At 66.2% G+C, this 16667-nt stretch carries 17 protein-coding genes; 10 read left to right on the plus strand and 7 right to left on the minus strand.

Annotated elements, in window-relative coordinates:
- The first annotated feature begins 90 nt into the window (after nucleotides 1–90).
- Both CHB64_RS01275 and obgE read left to right on the plus strand, forming a co-directional pair.
- Complete coding sequence (locus CHB64_RS01275; protein WP_159462363.1) at nucleotides 91–735, plus strand: sulfotransferase family protein; 645 nt, start codon at nucleotides 91–93, stop codon at nucleotides 733–735.
- Between the two features lie 41 nt (nucleotides 736–776).
- Nucleotides 777–1817: a GTPase ObgE gene (gene obgE / locus CHB64_RS01280; RefSeq protein ID WP_089411421.1), complete on the plus strand. Its 1041-nt coding sequence runs from the start codon at nucleotides 777–779 to the stop codon at nucleotides 1815–1817.
- A gap of 10 nt (nucleotides 1818–1827) precedes the next feature.
- On the opposite strand, the gene CHB64_RS01285 is transcribed toward obgE, so the two are convergent.
- The gene (locus tag CHB64_RS01285) at nucleotides 1828–2274 is read right to left on the minus strand and encodes a cupin domain-containing protein (RefSeq protein ID WP_089410775.1); all 447 of its coding nucleotides are present in this window, start codon (nucleotides 2272–2274) and stop codon (nucleotides 1828–1830) included.
- A gap of 179 nt (nucleotides 2275–2453) precedes the next feature.
- Between CHB64_RS01285 and CHB64_RS01290 the strand changes: the two genes are divergently transcribed.
- From CHB64_RS01290 to CHB64_RS01320, 7 genes are all read left to right on the plus strand, one after another.
- A complete protein-coding gene (locus CHB64_RS01290) occupies nucleotides 2454–3047 on the plus strand; it encodes a nicotinate-nucleotide adenylyltransferase (RefSeq protein WP_089410776.1) in 594 nt (197 codons plus the stop codon).
- A gap of 199 nt (nucleotides 3048–3246) precedes the next feature.
- On the plus strand, nucleotides 3247–3699 hold the full coding sequence (gene rsfS / locus CHB64_RS01295; protein ID WP_234993294.1) for a ribosome silencing factor: 453 nt from the start codon (nucleotides 3247–3249) through the stop codon (nucleotides 3697–3699).
- Nucleotides 3700–3724: 25 nt separating this feature from the next.
- Nucleotides 3725–4207 (plus strand): 23S rRNA (pseudouridine(1915)-N(3))-methyltransferase RlmH, encoded by a 483-nt coding sequence (gene rlmH / locus CHB64_RS01300; RefSeq protein WP_089410777.1) that lies wholly within the window; start codon nucleotides 3725–3727, stop codon nucleotides 4205–4207.
- A gap of 93 nt (nucleotides 4208–4300) precedes the next feature.
- The gene (locus CHB64_RS01305; RefSeq protein WP_159462364.1) at nucleotides 4301–5629 is read left to right on the plus strand and encodes a murein hydrolase activator EnvC family protein; all 1329 of its coding nucleotides are present in this window, start codon (nucleotides 4301–4303) and stop codon (nucleotides 5627–5629) included.
- 174 nt (nucleotides 5630–5803) lie between these two features.
- Nucleotides 5804–7210: a S41 family peptidase gene (locus tag CHB64_RS01310; RefSeq protein ID WP_089410779.1), complete on the plus strand. Its 1407-nt coding sequence runs from the start codon at nucleotides 5804–5806 to the stop codon at nucleotides 7208–7210.
- 220 nt (nucleotides 7211–7430) lie between these two features.
- Nucleotides 7431–8675: a divergent polysaccharide deacetylase family protein gene (locus CHB64_RS01315; RefSeq protein ID WP_089410780.1), complete on the plus strand. Its 1245-nt coding sequence runs from the start codon at nucleotides 7431–7433 to the stop codon at nucleotides 8673–8675.
- An 85-nt stretch (nucleotides 8676–8760) separates the two neighbouring features.
- Nucleotides 8761–9270, plus strand: coding sequence for an RNA pyrophosphohydrolase (locus tag CHB64_RS01320; protein WP_089410781.1), 510 nt, complete (start codon nucleotides 8761–8763; stop codon nucleotides 9268–9270).
- A gap of 3 nt (nucleotides 9271–9273) precedes the next feature.
- Here the strand turns inward: CHB64_RS01320 and CHB64_RS01325 are convergent, their stop codons facing one another.
- Entirely contained in the window at nucleotides 9274–10779 is a 1506-nt protein-coding gene (locus tag CHB64_RS01325) for an amidohydrolase family protein (RefSeq protein ID WP_089410782.1), read from the minus strand.
- A gap of 117 nt (nucleotides 10780–10896) precedes the next feature.
- Between CHB64_RS01325 and CHB64_RS01330 the strand changes: the two genes are divergently transcribed.
- Nucleotides 10897–11571: an RluA family pseudouridine synthase gene (locus CHB64_RS01330; protein WP_089410783.1), complete on the plus strand. Its 675-nt coding sequence runs from the start codon at nucleotides 10897–10899 to the stop codon at nucleotides 11569–11571.
- Between the two features lie 71 nt (nucleotides 11572–11642).
- On the opposite strand, the gene CHB64_RS01335 is transcribed toward CHB64_RS01330, so the two are convergent.
- The 5 genes from CHB64_RS01335 to atpA form a co-directional block, all read right to left on the minus strand.
- Complete coding sequence (locus CHB64_RS01335; RefSeq protein WP_089410784.1) at nucleotides 11643–12041, minus strand: F0F1 ATP synthase subunit epsilon; 399 nt, start codon at nucleotides 12039–12041, stop codon at nucleotides 11643–11645.
- A gap of 9 nt (nucleotides 12042–12050) precedes the next feature.
- Nucleotides 12051–12650: a hypothetical protein gene (locus CHB64_RS01340; protein WP_089410785.1), complete on the minus strand. Its 600-nt coding sequence runs from the start codon at nucleotides 12648–12650 to the stop codon at nucleotides 12051–12053.
- 108 nt (nucleotides 12651–12758) lie between these two features.
- Nucleotides 12759–14189: a F0F1 ATP synthase subunit beta gene (gene atpD / locus CHB64_RS01345; RefSeq protein WP_089410786.1), complete on the minus strand. Its 1431-nt coding sequence runs from the start codon at nucleotides 14187–14189 to the stop codon at nucleotides 12759–12761.
- A 29-nt stretch (nucleotides 14190–14218) separates the two neighbouring features.
- Nucleotides 14219–15100, minus strand: coding sequence for a F0F1 ATP synthase subunit gamma (locus CHB64_RS01350; RefSeq protein ID WP_089410787.1), 882 nt, complete (start codon nucleotides 15098–15100; stop codon nucleotides 14219–14221).
- Nucleotides 15101–15135: 35 nt separating this feature from the next.
- Nucleotides 15136–16665 (minus strand): F0F1 ATP synthase subunit alpha, encoded by a 1530-nt coding sequence (gene atpA / locus CHB64_RS01355; RefSeq protein ID WP_089410788.1) that lies wholly within the window; start codon nucleotides 16663–16665, stop codon nucleotides 15136–15138.
- Between the last annotated feature and the right edge of the window lie 2 nt (nucleotides 16666–16667).

The following is a 16667-nucleotide window of genomic DNA, read 5'->3' on the forward strand; positions in this document are numbered from 1 at the left end:
GCGGGGAGCGCGCCCTTGACGGCGGCTGGCGGTTCCCGGAAGCATGCCGGCGCCAGAGCGCTTCAACGCCTCGATTCCGGAGCCGGATTCATGATCGCCACGCCCGCGCAGCTTTTCTATCGCGCCCTGAGCGCGGTCCCGTTTCTTCCCTCGGCGCGGCGCTACAATATCAGCCTTTCGCATGAGCGAAAATTCCTTTGGTTCCGCGTCGCGAAAGTCGGGACGCGAACGATCGTGCGCTGCCTGCGACAGGGCGGCGTCCTGCGCCGCCGCGGACCTGACAGCAATCTGCATTACGCGCCCAATCTTTACCGGGATTACTTCAAGTTCGCCTTCGTGCGAAATCCCTGGGACCGGCTGATCTCATGCTGGCTCGACAAGGTCGTGCGATCCAACGCTTTCGGCCTCGCCCCGGACGCGCTGGAAAGATGCCGGCGGCTCGACGGCTTTCTCGACCATGTCGCCGGCCTCGATCTTCAGGCCTGCGACCGGCATCTGGCGCTGCAATCCTCGCTCATCGACCTCAATAATGTCGACTTTATCGGCCGGATGGAGCGTTTCGAGGACGATCTGAGAACCGTGCTGGCCAGGATCGGCGTCGAACACGTCGAAATCGGCCGGGCGAACGCGACGGACGAGCGCCAGCCCTACGCCGCCTATTATGACGCGGCCGCCCGCGAGAAGGCGTTCCGGCTTTACGAAAAGGACATCAGGCTGTTCGGCTACGATTTTTGAACGGCCATGGCGCGGCGACAAAAAAACTCTATATAGCGCCCATGAAATTCCTCGACCGCGCGAAAATATACGTCCAGAGCGGCGCCGGCGGCGCCGGCTGCCTGTCGTTCCGGCGCGAAAAATTCATCGAGTTCGGCGGGCCGAACGGCGGCGACGGCGGGCGCGGCGGGCATGTCTGGGCGGAAGCGGTCGAGAACCTCAACACCCTTATCGACTTCCGCTACCAGCAGCATTACCGCGCCCGGAACGGCCGGCCCGGCGAGGGGAGCAACCGCACCGGCGCGGACGGCGACGACCTTGTCATCAAGGTTCCCGTGGGCACGCAAATCTTCGAAGAGGACGAGGAAACGCTCATCGCCGATCTCGACCGGCCCGGCGCGCGCGCGATCCTCGCCAAGGGCGGAAACGGCGGCTTCGGCAACGCCCGCTTCAAATCTTCGACCAACCGGGCCCCGCGCCGGGCCAATCCCGGCCAGCCGGGCGAGGCGCGCACGATCTGGCTGCGCCTCAAGCTGATCGCCGATTTCGGCCTGGTCGGCCTTCCCAACGCCGGCAAATCGACGCTGCTCGCCGCCGTCTCGGCCGCCAAGCCGAAAATCGCCGATTATCCGTTCACGACGCTTCATCCCAATCTGGGCGTCGTGCGCGTCGGCGAAGGCGAGAGCTTCGTCATCGCCGACATTCCCGGCCTGATCGAAGGCGCCCATGAAGGCGCCGGGATCGGCGATCGCTTTCTCGGCCATGTGGAGCGCTGCGCCGCAATCGTGCATCTCGTCGACGGAACGCATGACGATGTCGCGGCGGCGTACGAAACGGTGCGCCGCGAGCTCAAGGCCTATGGCGGCGGGCTTGCGCAGAAGCGCGAGATCGTCTGCCTCAACAAGGTCGACGCGCTAAGCCCTGAGCAACGCGCTGCAAAGCTCAAGGTCCTGTCCAAGGCAGCCGGCCGACCGGCGCGCGCAATCTCCGGCGCGAGCGGCGAAGGCCTCCCGGCGCTTGTGCGCAACCTCATGGCGCTGAAGGCTGGCGGCGCGCAAGCGCAAGAAACGCCGGATACGGAGGATACGGCCTGGACCCCTTAGGGGCGCCGGCTCAGTAGGGCTCGCCGTTTTTGCGGGTGAAGACCGCGCCTTGCTGGCGACCGGGCGGGCAGTAAAGATCGATGTCGGGATAATGCGCCGCGTCTTCGGCGATCCGCGCGCCGACGACGAGAAACACGACGTCCTCTTCCGTTTCATTGATGAGATGATGGCCGTTTTCGACGCCGCCCCGGAAGCCGACGAACTCGCCAGGCCCCAACGCGCGCCGCCCGTCGTCGGTCACCAGGGTCGGCGCGCCTTCAAGCACATAGACGAATTCGTCCTCATGGGTGTGCCAGTGACGCTGGCTCGACCACACGCCGGGCTTCAGACGCACGCGGTTCACGCCGAACTGCGCAAGACCGAAGGCCTCGCCCAGCGCCTGCCACTCGCGCGCCCTGCACGGCGCATCAAACGGGGCCGGATAGCGCGTGCCGGATTTGACCGGAATGTCTTTCATGGAAGGCTCCTGCGATGAGCGCCCGGCGGGCTCCTGCTTCGCCGGAACGGACGGGAAAAGCTAGCCGCCTCGATTGACAGATTTTGTCAGCAGGTCCTTTCTGCAGGCGGCCGCCATTTCCGTTCGCCCCCACATGACATTACCATGCCGGAACGCGCCGCCGGCAACCTTTGACGCTTATGGTCCCCCAACGTCACGCCACGTCGAAAATCGGCCTTCTTGGCGGCTCATTCAATCCGGCCCATGAAGGCCATCGCGAGATTTCGCTCGCCGCGCTCGATTGGCTCGGCCTTGACGCCGTTTGGTGGCTCGTCAGTCCCGGCAACCCTTTGAAGGCGCCCGACATCTACGCGCCCTATGAAGAGCGCCTCGCGGCGGCGCGCCGGATCGCCGCAGATCCGCGCATCGTGGCGTCGGATTTCGAACGCCGCAAAGGCCTTCAGTATACGGTCGACACGCTCTCCATGCTCGCCGATCTGTGGCCGCAGATGCGCTTCGTCTGGCTGATGGGCGCGGACAGTCTTGCGGCCTTCCATGAATGGAAGGACTGGCGGGCCATCGCCGCGATGGTTCCGATCGCGGTCTTCAGCCGGCCGGGTCACGAGGCTGCCGCGGAAGAAAGCCCCGCCGCGCAGGCGCTCGCCGCATTTCGTCTCGATGAACGGGACGGCCCCCTCCTCGCCGACGCCGAGCCGCCCGCATGGGCCTTTTATTCGGGGATTTCCAACCCCATCTCTTCGACGGCGTTGCGCCGGGCCCGCCGGGCCGGGTGAGCCCCATCCGGAAACGGGACAGGCGCAGAGCCGCGCCCGGCGCGGGAACTGTGGCCTTTGGGCGACAGAGGGGGCGTCCGCAGACGCTTGGCCCGATGCGAGGGCGGCGATAAACTCGACGGGCGGGCGACCGCCCGTGCAACAAGGGAGGCAGGCGCTGAGATCTCAGCCCGGTGCGGCGGCCCACCGCAAGGCCGCATTGAAGTTGGTCGCCGGCGCGGCGGACGCGAGCGACGTCATGGACGGGCCGGCGGCGGAAACCGGCGATGCGTCATGGGGCCTGGCGGCCCTTTCCCCAGCGGAACGCAGCCGCGAAATCCTCAATCTGATCCTTTGCGAACTCGACGCGGACAAGGCCGAGGAGATCGTCACGATCAGCCTGGAGGGCAAGTCCGACATCGCCGACGCCATGGTGATCGCCTCCGGCCGCTCGCAGCGCCATGTCGGCGCGCTCGCGGACAAGATTCTCCGCAAGTTGAAGGAAGCCGGCTTCGGGCGGGCAAGGGTCGAAGGCCTGCCGGCCTGCGACTGGGTGTTGATCGACGCCGAAGACGTGATCGTTCACCTTTTCCGGCCGGAAGTGCGCGCCTTTTACAATCTCGAACGTATCTGGTCGGAAGCGGCTCACGCGCCGCTGAAGACCGACGTCTGATCCGGCCTGGACGGGAGCACCCCCCATGCGGCTTGTCGTCGCCGCGATCGGGCGCGCGAAAAATGCGCCGGAAGCCGCCCTCGTCGACGACTACGCCGCGCGCATCCGCGCCGCCGGGCGGGCCGTCGGTTTTTCTGATTTTGCAATTATCGAGTCCGAAGCGCCGAAAGGCCTCGACGGTCCGGCCAGGCGGACGCGCGAGAGCGCGCTCCTTGCGGCCGCCATTCCGGACAGGGCCAGGCGAATCGTGCTCGATGAGCGGGGCAAACCGCTGGCGAGCGCCGACTTCGCCGCGCTGCTCGGTCGCTGGCGCGATCAGGGCGCTCCCGCGGCGGCGTTTCTGATCGGCGGCGCGGACGGGCATGATCCATCGTTGCGCGAAAAGGCCGATCTCGTTCTGTCCTTCGGGCCGGCGACATGGCCGCATATGCTTGTCAGGGCGATGCTGTGCGAGCAGATCTACCGCGCGATGACCATCCTGTCCGGACACCCCTATCATCGCGGATAGCGCGCGCCGATGCGTGAGACCGTTTTCGGAACCGAAGCTATGCTCAACCCGCCGTCGGATCCCCCTCCGCTCCTTCTTTTCCGGAGAGGGGACTTGGCGCGGCTTGCTCCCGACCGAGCGCGCGCCGGGAAAGCGAGAAGGGATCTGCGAGACCGGCGCCGCTGCTGCGAACCTGCCGCGCGACGCGCCGGTTTTCGCAGCGGGCTCGCTCTGGTCGCCCTCTGCATCGGCTTCGCTGCGCAGCCGGCGGCGGCTCAGGCCAGCCCGAGCGAAAAGGAGCTCGCGGAGATCGAGGCCCGCCTCAAGGCCCGTGCGGAAGAAGAGAAACGTCTGCGCGACGAAGCGGAGGCCCGGGAGAAAGAGGTCGCAGAACTTCGCTACCGGATGATCGAGACCACCAATTCGCTGCAGGACGCCGAACGCCGCTTGCAGGCGATCGCCGCCGAACTCAACCGGCTCGACGCGGAAGAAGCGCGCATTTCGACCGCCCTGATCGCCGAGCGTGAAAATCTCGCGGACGTGCTCGCCGCCCTGCAGTCGCTGGAGCTGGGCCGGCCGCCGGCTCTCCTCGTCTCGCCCGACGACGCCAACCGCGCCGCGCGCGCGGCGATGCTGCTGTCCGAGGCCGCGCCCGTCCTCGAAGCGCGGGCCGCGGCGCTCAAGGAGTCCCTTGACGCGCTCACCCGGGTCCGCGCCGAGCGCGAGCGCGAGCGCCAAGCCTATGAAAAAACCAACGAAGAGATTTCGGCGCGTCGGACCATTCTCGCCGAACTGCTGGAGAAGAAGCAGGCTGAGCGCGATGTCGCCGCGAGCCTGGCGGCCGCGGCCCAGCGGGAAACCGCCGCCCTCGCCGCCAGGGCCTCGAGCCTGCGGGAGGTGCTGCAGAGGCTGGAGCGGCTCGCCAGCGCCATCACCCCGCGCCTGAAGCCCTCGCCGCCGCGGCTCGACGCCCCGCCCGCGCCGAGCCGGCGGCCGTCGCGCACGCCGGATATTTTCGCGCCCGCCCGCCCCTTCGCCGAGGCGCGCGGCGCCTTGCGCCCCCCCGTGGTCGGCCGGCTTGTCGGCGAATACGGCGCGCAGCGCCCCGAAGGCGGGCGATTCGAGGGGATCCGCTTCGCCGTCGCCGATCAAGCGATCGTGACGGCGCCCTATGAGGCGAATGTCGCGTTCGCCCGGCCCTGGGGACCAGTGGGGAATCTCATCGTTCTGGACGTCGGCGGGGGCTACCATATACTTTTGATAGGCGTCGGCGCTTTCCTGGTTCAGGAAGGCCAGCGGGTCGCGGCCGGCGAGCCGGTCGCAGCCATGGCCGCTCCGCCCGGCGGCGGCGCGACGCTGGATCTGGAGATCCGCAAGAACGGAGAACCCGTTAACCCGTCCTTGTGGCTCTCGCGTAAGAGTATGGAGGACATGGCGTTTTGAGAGCGTACAGGACCTGCGAATCGCACGTTTCCGCCGCGGCCCCCAATCGCTGGTCGCATGGATCGAACGGTTCGCCGATCCGGCCTTGCCGACCCGCCGCGTCGGCGGCGTGCTCGACAGGAAGGAGTTTCCGTTCCGCGCGAAGCGCCCTGGTCCGCCTGAGGGAAGCAAAGCATGTCTGATTTCAAGCGCCGCCGTCATCGCTCGTCCCGCCGCGCCGGGCGGGCCTCCCTCGCCGCCCTCGCCGCAGCCGCGTTGGGCGGCGCGCTGGTTACGGCCGGCGTGCTGAGCGCCGGTTTCGCGAGGCCGACCATTTCGGCGGAGACTTTCCGCCAGCTTGATCTGTTCGGAGAGGTCTTCGAGCAGGTGCACGAAAACTATGTCGTCGAGCCCGAGGACGCCGAGCTCATTCGCGGCGCCATCGAAGGCATGCTCTCCAAGCTCGATCCTCATTCGAGCTATCTGAGCGCCGAAGAATTCGCGCAGATGCAGGAGCAGACGCGCGGCACCTTCGCCGGACTCGGCATTCAGGTCGTCATGGACAATGAAGGCCCCGACAAGGGTCTCGTGAAGATCGTGGCGCCGATCGACGACACGCCGGCCGCGCGTGCCGGGCTCCAGACGAACGACCTCATCGTCGCCATTGACGGCGAAAACGTGCTCGGCATGTCGATCGATGAAGCGATATCCAAGCTCAAAGGGCCCAAAGGCACGAGGGTCGAGATTTCCGTGGTCCGGGACCGCGAGAATCCGCCGTTTGATCTCGTCCTGGTGCGCGACATCATCACGGTCCAGTCCGTCTCCGCTCGCCCCGAAGGCCAATTCGGCTATATCCGCATTTCGACGTTCAGCGAACAGACGGATGACGGCATCGAGAAGGCCCTGAAACAGCTTGACGCCGAGATTCCGGGCGGGCCGAAAGGTTATGTGCTCGATCTGCGCTCCAACCCGGGCGGGCTGCTCGATCAGGCCGTCGCCGTCGCCGACGTCTTCCTCGACGGCGGCGAGATCGTCTCCACCCGCGGTCGGCGGCTCAAGGACACTCTGCGCGAAATGGGAACGTCCGGCGACAAGACCCGCGGCAAGCCGATCGTCGTGCTGATCAACGGCGGCTCGGCCTCCGCGTCCGAGATCGTCGCGGGCGCGCTGCAGGATCGCAACCGCGCATTGCTGCTGGGCACCAAAACCTTCGGCAAGGGCAGCGTCCAGACGGTCATTCCCCTGCAGAACGGCCTTCAGGGCGCGCTGCGGCTGACGACGGCGAAGTATTACACGCCGGCCGGCCGCTCCATTCAGTCCCTCGGCATCGAGCCGGACATTTTGATGCCGGTCGTCTATCCTGGCCAGGAAACCCCGGCGAAACGACCGAGCGAACGAGACCTGCCCGGCGCGCTCGCCCCTGACGCAGACGCCGGCGAGCCGGACAAGGCTGAAACCGTCGTCGGCCAGGACTCCCCCGTCGTCGAGCCGGTGCAATGCCCGGAGGGCGAGGACTGCCAGCTCAAGCGCGCGCTTGAGCTCCTTGCTGACGCGACCGCCTATCGGCGCGCGCTCGCCGACGCCGGCGCGGCGCGCCAATAGAGCCCTGGAAAGCGGTCAAGCGGACCCGCGACGGTCCCGTAAGGCCCGCCGTAGCGCGCAGGGCGCGGGCCTTGCCGTTTCGCCTGATGATGCCCATTCGCTTCTCCGGGCTGTCTTTCCGGTCTGTTAACCCTGTCCTTTATAGGGTCAGGGCGAGGCTAGGAGCAGGCCGTCCCGCCCTGGCAGGGCCGGCGCGGCCTCACGAACGAAATTGACAGCAATGCCCCGCCGCCGCTTCAAACCGCCGGTGCTCGGCCGTCTCGCCTGGGCGTGGCTCGGCTTCGCCGCCGGCGCCGTCCTGCTTGGCGCGTATGCGCTCGCCTTGGGCGCGAAAATCGACGCGCCGACACGGGTCGCGCTGCCGGTAGGCGCGCTTGAACGCATGGCGCCGCCGCAGACCGTCTCGGTTCTCAACGCTGCGGAATCCCAGAGCCGTCCCGCTCTGCGCGAGGGCGACGACCCGGACGCCGCGCACGCAGGCGAACTTTTCGCCCAATCGCCGGTCGAAATCCTGAGGCAGCCGTCCGACGATCCTTATGCCGACGATTCCGCCGACGCACCGCTCGCATTCGATGAGCGCGACATCGTCATCACGATCGACGGAAAGCCTGCGGCGCCCCCAAGCGCTCAGCCGGCGACAGCTGCGGCCCTGGCGCGCCCTGCCTTTCGCATACCCGATCCGGATCCGGCGCTGCTCGCCGCGACCGCCTTCGGCCAGCGCCCGAAAATATCCGCCGACGGCCGGCGCGCCGCGCGCCATTACGCCCGCCCCTTCGCGAGCGACGCCGGCGCGCCGCGCGCCGCGCTGATCGTCGCCGGACTCGGCCTCAATCGGGCGCTCACCGAACGCGCGATTGATGAATTGCCGCCTGAGATCACGCTCGCCTTCGCGCCTTACGCGAAGGATCTGGATTACTGGACGGCGCGCGCGCGGGAGGCCGGCCACGAAATCATGATCGAGCTGCCGATGGAGACGCGTGCCGGCGCCGACGCGCTCGGCCCCGCGGCGCTCTCGACCGAAAGGACGCAAGCGGAGAATCTCCAGCGGCTCGACTGGCTGATGTCGCGTTTCGGCGGCTATTTCGGCGCGACGAATTATCTCGGCGGAAAATTCTCCGCCGATCGCGAGGCGATTCGGCCGGTGCTGACGCGCCTGGCCCAGGCCGGCGTCGCCTATGTGGACGACACCGGCGCGACCCGCGCTCTCGGGCTCGACGGCGGACCGGTCGCGGTCGTCGACCGCATGATCGCCGCCGGAACCCTCGGCGAGGACGTCGGCGCCGCACGCCGCGATCTTAGAGCTCTCGCCGCCGTCGCCGAACGCAATGGGCACGCCCTCGGCAAAGCCTACGCCTATGACGCGGTGATCGACGCCGTCATCGAATGGAGCGAGGCCCTCGCAGCGGATGGGATCGCGCTGGCGCCTGCCTCGGCCGTCGTCCATGCGCGCGCCGGCGCCCTGTGAGCTCTCCGCCCGCCGGTGGACTTCCGCCGCGCAAGTCGCGATAGAGAACCGATCTGATTAGGAAGCGCCAGCGCGCGGCCCGCCCATGTCGATCGAAGACCATCTAAGTCATTACCGGCCGAATGTCGGCGTCGCCCTGTTCAATCGCGACGGGCGCGTGTGGATCGGCCGGCGCGTCGCAGACTTCGCCGATCTCGGCGAAGAGCGCGAGCGCTGGCGTTGGCAGATGCCGCAAGGCGGGATCGACCCCGGCGAGCGCATCGAAGAAGCCGCCTTCCGCGAGCTCAAGGAGGAGACCGGCGTCGTGTCGGTGCGGCTTCTGGCGCTCACGCCCGGGTGGCTCGCCTATGACTTTCCGCCCGGTTACAAAAAGAAGGACTGGCGCGGCCAGCGCCAGAAATGGGCGGCCATGCTGTTCGAGGGCGAGGAGAGCGAGATCGACCTCGCCGCCGACGACAAACAGGAGTTCGACGCCTGGCGCTGGGCGGAGCTCGAAGAGACCCCTGGCCTGATCGTGCCGTTCAAGCGCAAGGTGTATGAGGAGCTCGCCCGCGGCTTCGCCCCGCTGCGGGACTTCATCCGTATGCGCGCCTGAAGGCTATTTCCGGCCGGCGCGGGCCGACAACGCCGCGCGGGGGAACGCTTCGCCGTCGACGATGATCATGTCTATCGCGTCGTAGGCGGATGGATCTTCCAGAGGATTCTTCTCCAGAACGAGGAGATCGGCTTGCTTGCCTTCTTCGACCGTCCCGATTTCGCCGTCGAGCCCGAAGAATTCCGCATTCCCGATCGTCGCGGCGCGGAACGTCCGGGCCGGATCGACCCCCGCCTCGATCCAGCGCTGCAATTCGACGCGTCCGTTGAGCCCCGGCGGGTTGGCGTAGGTCGGCGCGCTCGGCGTGTCGGATCCGAAGAGGAGGCGGCCGCCGCGCGCGGCGAGACGGCCCAGCGCCGCCTCCACGCGCGCGATGGGGGCGGCGTCGATCTCCGCCCAACGGCCGTCATCAATGAACCCGGCCACATACGGGCTGGCGGCCAGGCGCGTTCGGAACCAACGGCCGTCCTCAGTTCCGTACCAATCGATCAGGCTTTGCGGCAGCGCATCCTTCAACGCCGCGCTGGCGAGATAGGCAGGATCGAAAAGGTCGCGCTCCCCGTAAAGAACCTGAATGGTCGGCTGCCAGCCCGTCCCGCGCGCCGCGATAGCGTCGAGAAGCGCGGCGACATCGTCCGTCAGCGCCGTCGCCGCGCCGTCGGCCCATGTCCACAGTCCGTGCGCCATCGCATCGACGCCGGCGGCGAGCCCGAAAGCCTGCGCTTCCTGCGCGTTGGCGTGCAAAAGGACCTTCATGCCGCGCGCATGGGCGGCGGCGACAAGCGCGCGGACGGTCTCGATCGAGGGAACCGGCAGGCTGGCGTCATCGCCGAAGCCGTCCTCGTAAAAGGTTTTGACGCAGATCGCCCCGTCTTCGCTCATGCGCGCGACGACAGCTTCAGGAGAATGCCCGGTCGGATCGTATCCTTCTGGAAAATCGCCGGCGCGCTCCGGATCGAACAGAAAATAGGGCATGAGCTGATAGCGCAGCGGTTTGGGCGCATAGCTTGTGGGATAGCCGTCAACGATCGGCGCGCCGCCGCAGAAATAGGCGTGCGGGCGGGTCGTCTGCGCATTCCACTCGGCGATGCGCGCCGGCGTCGAATTGAGGTCGATCACGGTGGTGAAGCCGTAAAAGAGATAGCTGCGGGGGATCTGGCCGCGGGCGGCGGCGGCGATTTCCGCATACGCCTCCTCGTGGCGCGGGAGCATGCCCGGAACCCCGTCAAGATGGACATGTCCGTCGATTAGGCCCGGCGCGAGATATTTTCCGGCCGCGTCGATGACCGTCGCCGCCGCGCGCGCTTTGCGGGACGGCCGCCGCGCGATTTCGGCGATGCGGCCTTCGCTGATGTAAACGCTGACCGGACGCGAGGGCTTGTCGCGCTCTGGCGAGACGACGACAGCATTCGTAATCAGCATGTCGCCGGCATAAGCCGCAGAAAGGCCGGCGGCCAGCGCGGCGCCCGCCGCCGCACAGCCTCTCCGGAACGCGCAGGTTCGCGTCATCGCTTCCCCTCCGTCTATACGATCGTCAATTGTCGGCGCTCGACCGCATGCGGTACAGGACGATATCTTCGCGCGCAACCCGCCGCGCGGCGGGACGCAGGCGAAAACGGTCCGCGCATGAATCTCCTCGACCGCGTGCTCTATCGGGACGGGCTGATGCTGGTGATCGACAAGCCGGCCGGAATCCCCGTGCACGCAGGACCGGGAGGCGGGGACAATCTCGAGAATTATTTCGACCAGTTGCGGTTCGGCCTGCCGCGCGCCCCCGCCCTGGCCCATCGGCTCGACCGCGACACGTCGGGTTGTCTCGTGCTCGGCCGGCACCCCAAGGCGCTGAGAAAGCTGCATCGGCTGTTTTCAGAAGGACGCATCCGGAAGAGCTATTGGGCGATCTGCCAGGGCGTCCCGGAACAGCCGTCAGGAACGATCGACGCGCCCTTGAAGAAGAAGAGCCGCGGAACCGGCTGGCGGGTCGAGATAGCCGCCGACGGTCAGGAGGCGATCACCGCCTATCGCGTCATCGCCGCGAAGGACGGTCTTTCATTCATCGAAGCAAAGCCGAAAACGGGACGCACGCACCAGCTCCGCGTTCACCTCGCCCATATCGGCGCGCCGATTCTGGGCGATCCTCAGTATGGGGATTTATCGCCTCAAGACCGCGCATGGCCGATGATGCTGCACGCGCGCAGGGTCGTCATCCCGATCTCGGCGAACAAGAATCCCGTAACGGTCGAGGCCGCCCCGCCCGAGGCGATGGCGGCGGCGATTCAGCGAATGGCGAATGGCGAATAGCGAATTGGCAAAGGGCGGCGTTCGCCTTTAGGCGATGATCCCGCTCGCCGTTTGCGATTTCGCCATTCGCCCTACAACGCCGCCTGCATCTCCTTGAGATGCCGCAGTTCCTGCTCCGCCTGGCGCCGGGTTTCGGCCGTGACGTCCTCGTCGGCGAGATCCTCCTCGCACTCCCTGATGCGCCGGGCGATGGCCTCGGCGTCGAGCTCCTCGACCGGGACCGCCTCCTCGGCGAGAACCGAAAGCCCCGCGGGCGTGACTTCCGCGAAGCCGCCGCGCACGAAGATTCGCTTCTCGGCGCCGGCGTTCTTCACCGTCAGCACGCCAGGCGCCAGCGTCGCCATGAACGGCGCGTGATCGGGGAGCACGCCGAACACGCCTTCCGCCCCCGGGACGTCGACCTGATCGACCTCTTCCGACATCAGCCGGCGTTCCGGCGAAACGAGATCGAAGTGAAGTTTGTCCGCCATAATCGCTTCCTATTGCGTGAACTGTTCTGCGCCGTAGTCCGGACACCGCCTAACCGGCTCTGGCTCGAAAATGGCGTCCCTCCGGCTTGTGTCAACGAGCCAGCAGGAATCAAAAACTGAGCAATAACAGGCCTCAACCCGCAAACGCGAGTGCGCTGAATTAATCGCCGCCGCAGCATCCCCCCGAACTGTCACCATCTCGATCATTTCGCCCGGCCTGATGACGCGGCCGCTAATGGAGCCGGTCACCACCGGGATGTTCCTGTCGCCGGTAAGAGCCGCAACCGCCTCTTTCCAAGTCTTTTGCGAGGCGCCGTCGACAGTAACGCGAAATGCCGCGATGCGGGCCGGGCCGATGCCGGAATTCAGCGCCACCCGTTGAAAAATCTCGGCGCCCGTCTCCAAGTCTAAATCCATGCTGCCAATTCCGACATACGGCCACACCGCCGCTTGCTGCTGCTTCCGCACAGCATCCGCCTCGTTGAGCGCCGCGTACAGGGCGACGCTGCCGGTGAACACGCCCGCGACCGCAAGAACGGTCTGCAGCGCCGAAATGCGGACGAAAATCCGCTCTGCATGTGTCAGTTGAGGCTTCTTCTCGTCCGCCATCCCGTTACCTCGGGCAGGCGAATGGCGAATGGCAAGTAGCGAATGGATCGATTTCTTCTGGCTGTTGCGCAGTCATCTATTGGCTATTCGCTGCTTCCTATTCGCTCATTACGCCGCTTCAGCCGCAAGCTGTTCGGCCTTCTTCACCGCATCCTCGATCGAGCCGACCATGTAGAAGGCCGCTTCGGGCAGGTGATCATACTCGCCCTCGATGAGGCCCTTGAAGGAGCGCACCGTGTCCTCGACCGGCACCTGCACGCCGGGGAAGCCGGTGAAGACCTGGGCGACGTCGAAAGGCTGAGACAGGAAGCGCTCCACCTTCCGCGCGCGCGCGACGACGAGCTTGTCCTCTTCCGACAGCTCGTCCATGCCGAGAATGGCGATGATGTCCTGCAGCGCCTTGTAGCGCTGGAGAATGCCCTGAACGCCGCGCGCGACTTCGTAATGCTCCTGGCCGACGATGCGCGGGTCGAGAATGCGCGAGGTCGAGTCGAGCGGATCGACCGCCGGATAAATGCCTTTCTCCGAGATCGCGCGATTGAGCACCGTCGTCGCGTCGAGGTGGGAGAACGACGTCGCCGGCGCCGGGTCGGTCAGGTCGTCGGCGGGCACGTAGATCGCCTGCACCGAGGTGATAGAGCCCTTGGTGGTCGTCGTGATCCGCTCCTGCAGGGCGCCCATGTCGGTGGCGAGCGTCGGCTGGTAGCCCACGGCCGAGGGGATGCGGCCCAAGAGCGCCGAGACTTCCGAGCCCGCCTGCGTGAAGCGGAAGATGTTGTCGACGAAGAACAGAACGTCCTGACCCTGATCGCGAAAGTACTCCGCGACGGTGAGGCCGGTGAGGCCGACGCGCGCGCGCGCCCCCGGCGGCTCGTTCATCTGGCCGTAGATCAGAGCGCATTTCGAGCCGGCGGCCGATCCTTCCTTATGCGGATTCTTGTTCACCCCCGATTCGATCATCTCGTGATAAAGGTCGTTGCCCTCGCGGGTGCGCTCGCCGACGCCGGCGAACACCGAATAGCCGCCATGCACCTTGGCGATGTTGTTGATGAGCTCCTGGATGAGAACGGTCTTGCCGACGCCCGCGCCGCCAAACAGACCGATCTTGCCGCCCTTGGCGTAGGGGCACAGAAGGTCGATGACCTTGATGCCGGTGACAAGCATCTGGGCTTCGGTCGACTGCTCGACGAAAGGCGGCGCCTCGGCGTGGATCGGCCGTTTCTCGGCGAACTCGATCTGGCCGGCTTCGTCCACCGGTTCGCCGATCACGTTCATGATCCGCCCGAGCGTTCCTTCGCCCACCGGCACGGCGATCGCCTCGCCCGTATCGCGCACCTTCTGGCCGCGCACGAGACCTTCAGTCGAGTCCATGGCGATCGTGCGCACGATGTTCTGGCCGAGATGCTGGGCGACCTCCAGAACCAGCCGGTTCCCGTGATTTTCGGTCTCCAGCGCGTTGAGGATCGCCGGCAGGTGATCGTCGAACGCGACGTCGACGACGGCGCCGATGACCTGGGTGATGCGGCCTTCTTTGCTCATGAGACTCGTTCCTTCGTTTATCCGTCCGTCTACAGCGCTTCAGCGCCGGAAATGATTTCGATGAGTTCCTTGGTGATCTGCGCCTGACGCGCCCGGTTGTACTGGAGCGTGAGCTTGTCGATCATCTCGCCGGCGTTGCGCGTGGCGTTGTCCATGGCGGTCATTTTCGCGCCCATCTCCGAGGCGACGTTCTCGAGAAGCGCGCGGAAGATCTGCACCGACACGTAGCGCGGCAGGAGCGTTTTCAGGATCTCTTCCTCGTCGGGCTCATAGGCGTAGATCGCGCCTTTGAGATCGGGCGGCGCCGCGCCTTCGGGCGCGACGGCGGGAATGATCTGCTGGGCGGTCGGAACCTGGCTGATGACCGACTTGAATTTTCCGTAGAAAATGGCGGCGACGTCGAATTCGCGCTTGTCGAACATCTCGAGCACGCGGGCCGCGATCTCCTGCGCTTCGCCGAAGCTGATCCGGCGGACGCCCAGAAAATCCGTGCGCCACACGACCAGATCGGCATAGAGCCGCTTGAGCTGGTCATAGCCCTTGCGGCCGACGCATATGATCTTGACCGTCTTGCCCTCGCCCTGGAGCTTTACGATGCGCTCCCGCGCGAGCCGCACGATCGACGAATTGAACGCGCCGCACAGTCCCTTGTCGGCGGTCGCCACGATCAGGAGGTGGGCGTCGTCCTTGCCCGTGCCGGCGAGCAGCTTCGGCGCGGCCGGGTTATCCTTGGCGCTCGCGGCGAGGTTGGCGAGCACCGCCTCCATCCGCTCCGTATAGGGACGGGCGGCCTTGGCGGCGTCCTCGGCGCGCCGCAGCTTCGCCGAGGCGACCATCTGCATCGCCTTGGTGATCTTCTTCGTCGACTTGACCGAGTCGATCCGATTCTTAAGGGCCTTCAGGCTAGGCATCGCGCACCCCGGCGGCAGCGCCGCGCATTCTTAGATCAGGCGAATTTTTTGACGAACTCGTCCAGCACGCCGGCGAGCTTCTTCTCCGTCTCCTCGGACAGCGCCTTCTCCTCGCGGATGGTTTTGAGGATGTCGGCGTGATCGGCGTGGAGATGACGCAGAAATTCGCGTTCGAAATGGCCGACCTGTTTCATCGGGATCTTGTCGAGATAGCCGCGCACGCCGGCGAAGATGACGCAGACCTGCTCCTCGACCTGCAGGGGCGAGTACTGGTCCTGCTTCATGAGCTCGGTCAGGCGGTCGCCGCGATTGAGGATCCGCTGCGTCGTGGCGTCGAGATCGGAGCCGAACTGGGCGAAGGCCGCAAGCTCGCGATACTGGGCGAGCTCGCCCTTGATCTTGCCGGCGACCTGCTTCATCGCCTTGACCTGAGCGGCCGAGCCGACGCGCGAAACCGAAAGCCCCACATTCACCGCAGGGCGCACGCCCTGATAGAAAAGGTCCGTCTCAAGAAAGATCTGGCCGTCGGTGATAGAGATGACGTTGGTCGGAATATAGGCCGACACGTCGTTGGCCTGGGTCTCGATGATCGGCAGCGCGGTGAGCGAGCCGGACCCATGCTTTTCGTTGAGCTTGGCCGCCCGTTCGAGCAGGCGCGAATGCAGATAAAAGACGTCGCCAGGATAGGCCTCGCGTCCCGGCGGCCGGCGCAGAAGGAGCGACATCTGGCGATAGGCGACGGCCTGCTTCGACAGATCGTCGTAGATAATGAGCGCATGCATGCCGTTGTCGCGGAAATACTCGCCCATGGCGCAGCCGGCGAAGGGGGCGAGAAACTGCAGCGGCGCGGGCTCCGACGCCGTCGCCGCGACGACGATGGAGTATTCCATCGCCCCGTTGTCTTCCAGCGTCTTGACGATCTGGGCCACGGTCGAGCGCTTCTGGCCGATGGCGACATAGACGCAGTAGAGTTTCTTCGACTCGTCGCCGCTCGCGTTCACTTCCTTCTGGTTGAGGATGGCGTCGACGCAGATCGCGGTCTTGCCGGTCTGACGGTCGCCGATGACGAGCTCGCGCTGGCCGCGCCCGATCGGAATCATGGCGTCGATCGCCTTGATGCCCGTCTGCATCGGTTCATGTACGGAGCGCCGCGGCAGGATGCCCGGCGCCTTCACGTCGACGACCCGGCGCTCGCTCGCCTCGATCGGGCCCTTGCCGTCGATCGGCTCGCCGAGCGGATCGACGACGCGGCCGAGAAGGCCCTTGCCCACCGGCACGTCGACGATCGACTTGGTGCGCTTGACCGTGTCGCCTTCCTTGATGTCGCGGTCTTCGCCGAAGATCACGACGCCGACATTGTCGGTCTCGAGGTTCAGCGCCATGCCTTTGACGCCGTTGGCGAACTCGACCATCTCGCCGGCCTGGACGTTGTCGAGGCCGTAGACGCGGGCGATGCCGTCGCCGACGGAAAGCACCTGGCCGATCTCGGAAATTTCGGCGTCCCTGCCGAAATTCTTGATCTGGCTCTTCAGGATCGAGGAGATTTCAGCGGCGTTAAGCTCCATGG

The sequence above is a fragment of the Amphiplicatus metriothermophilus genome (genome assembly GCF_900199215.1).
GTDB lineage: Bacteria > Pseudomonadota > Alphaproteobacteria > Caulobacterales > Parvularculaceae > Amphiplicatus > Amphiplicatus metriothermophilus.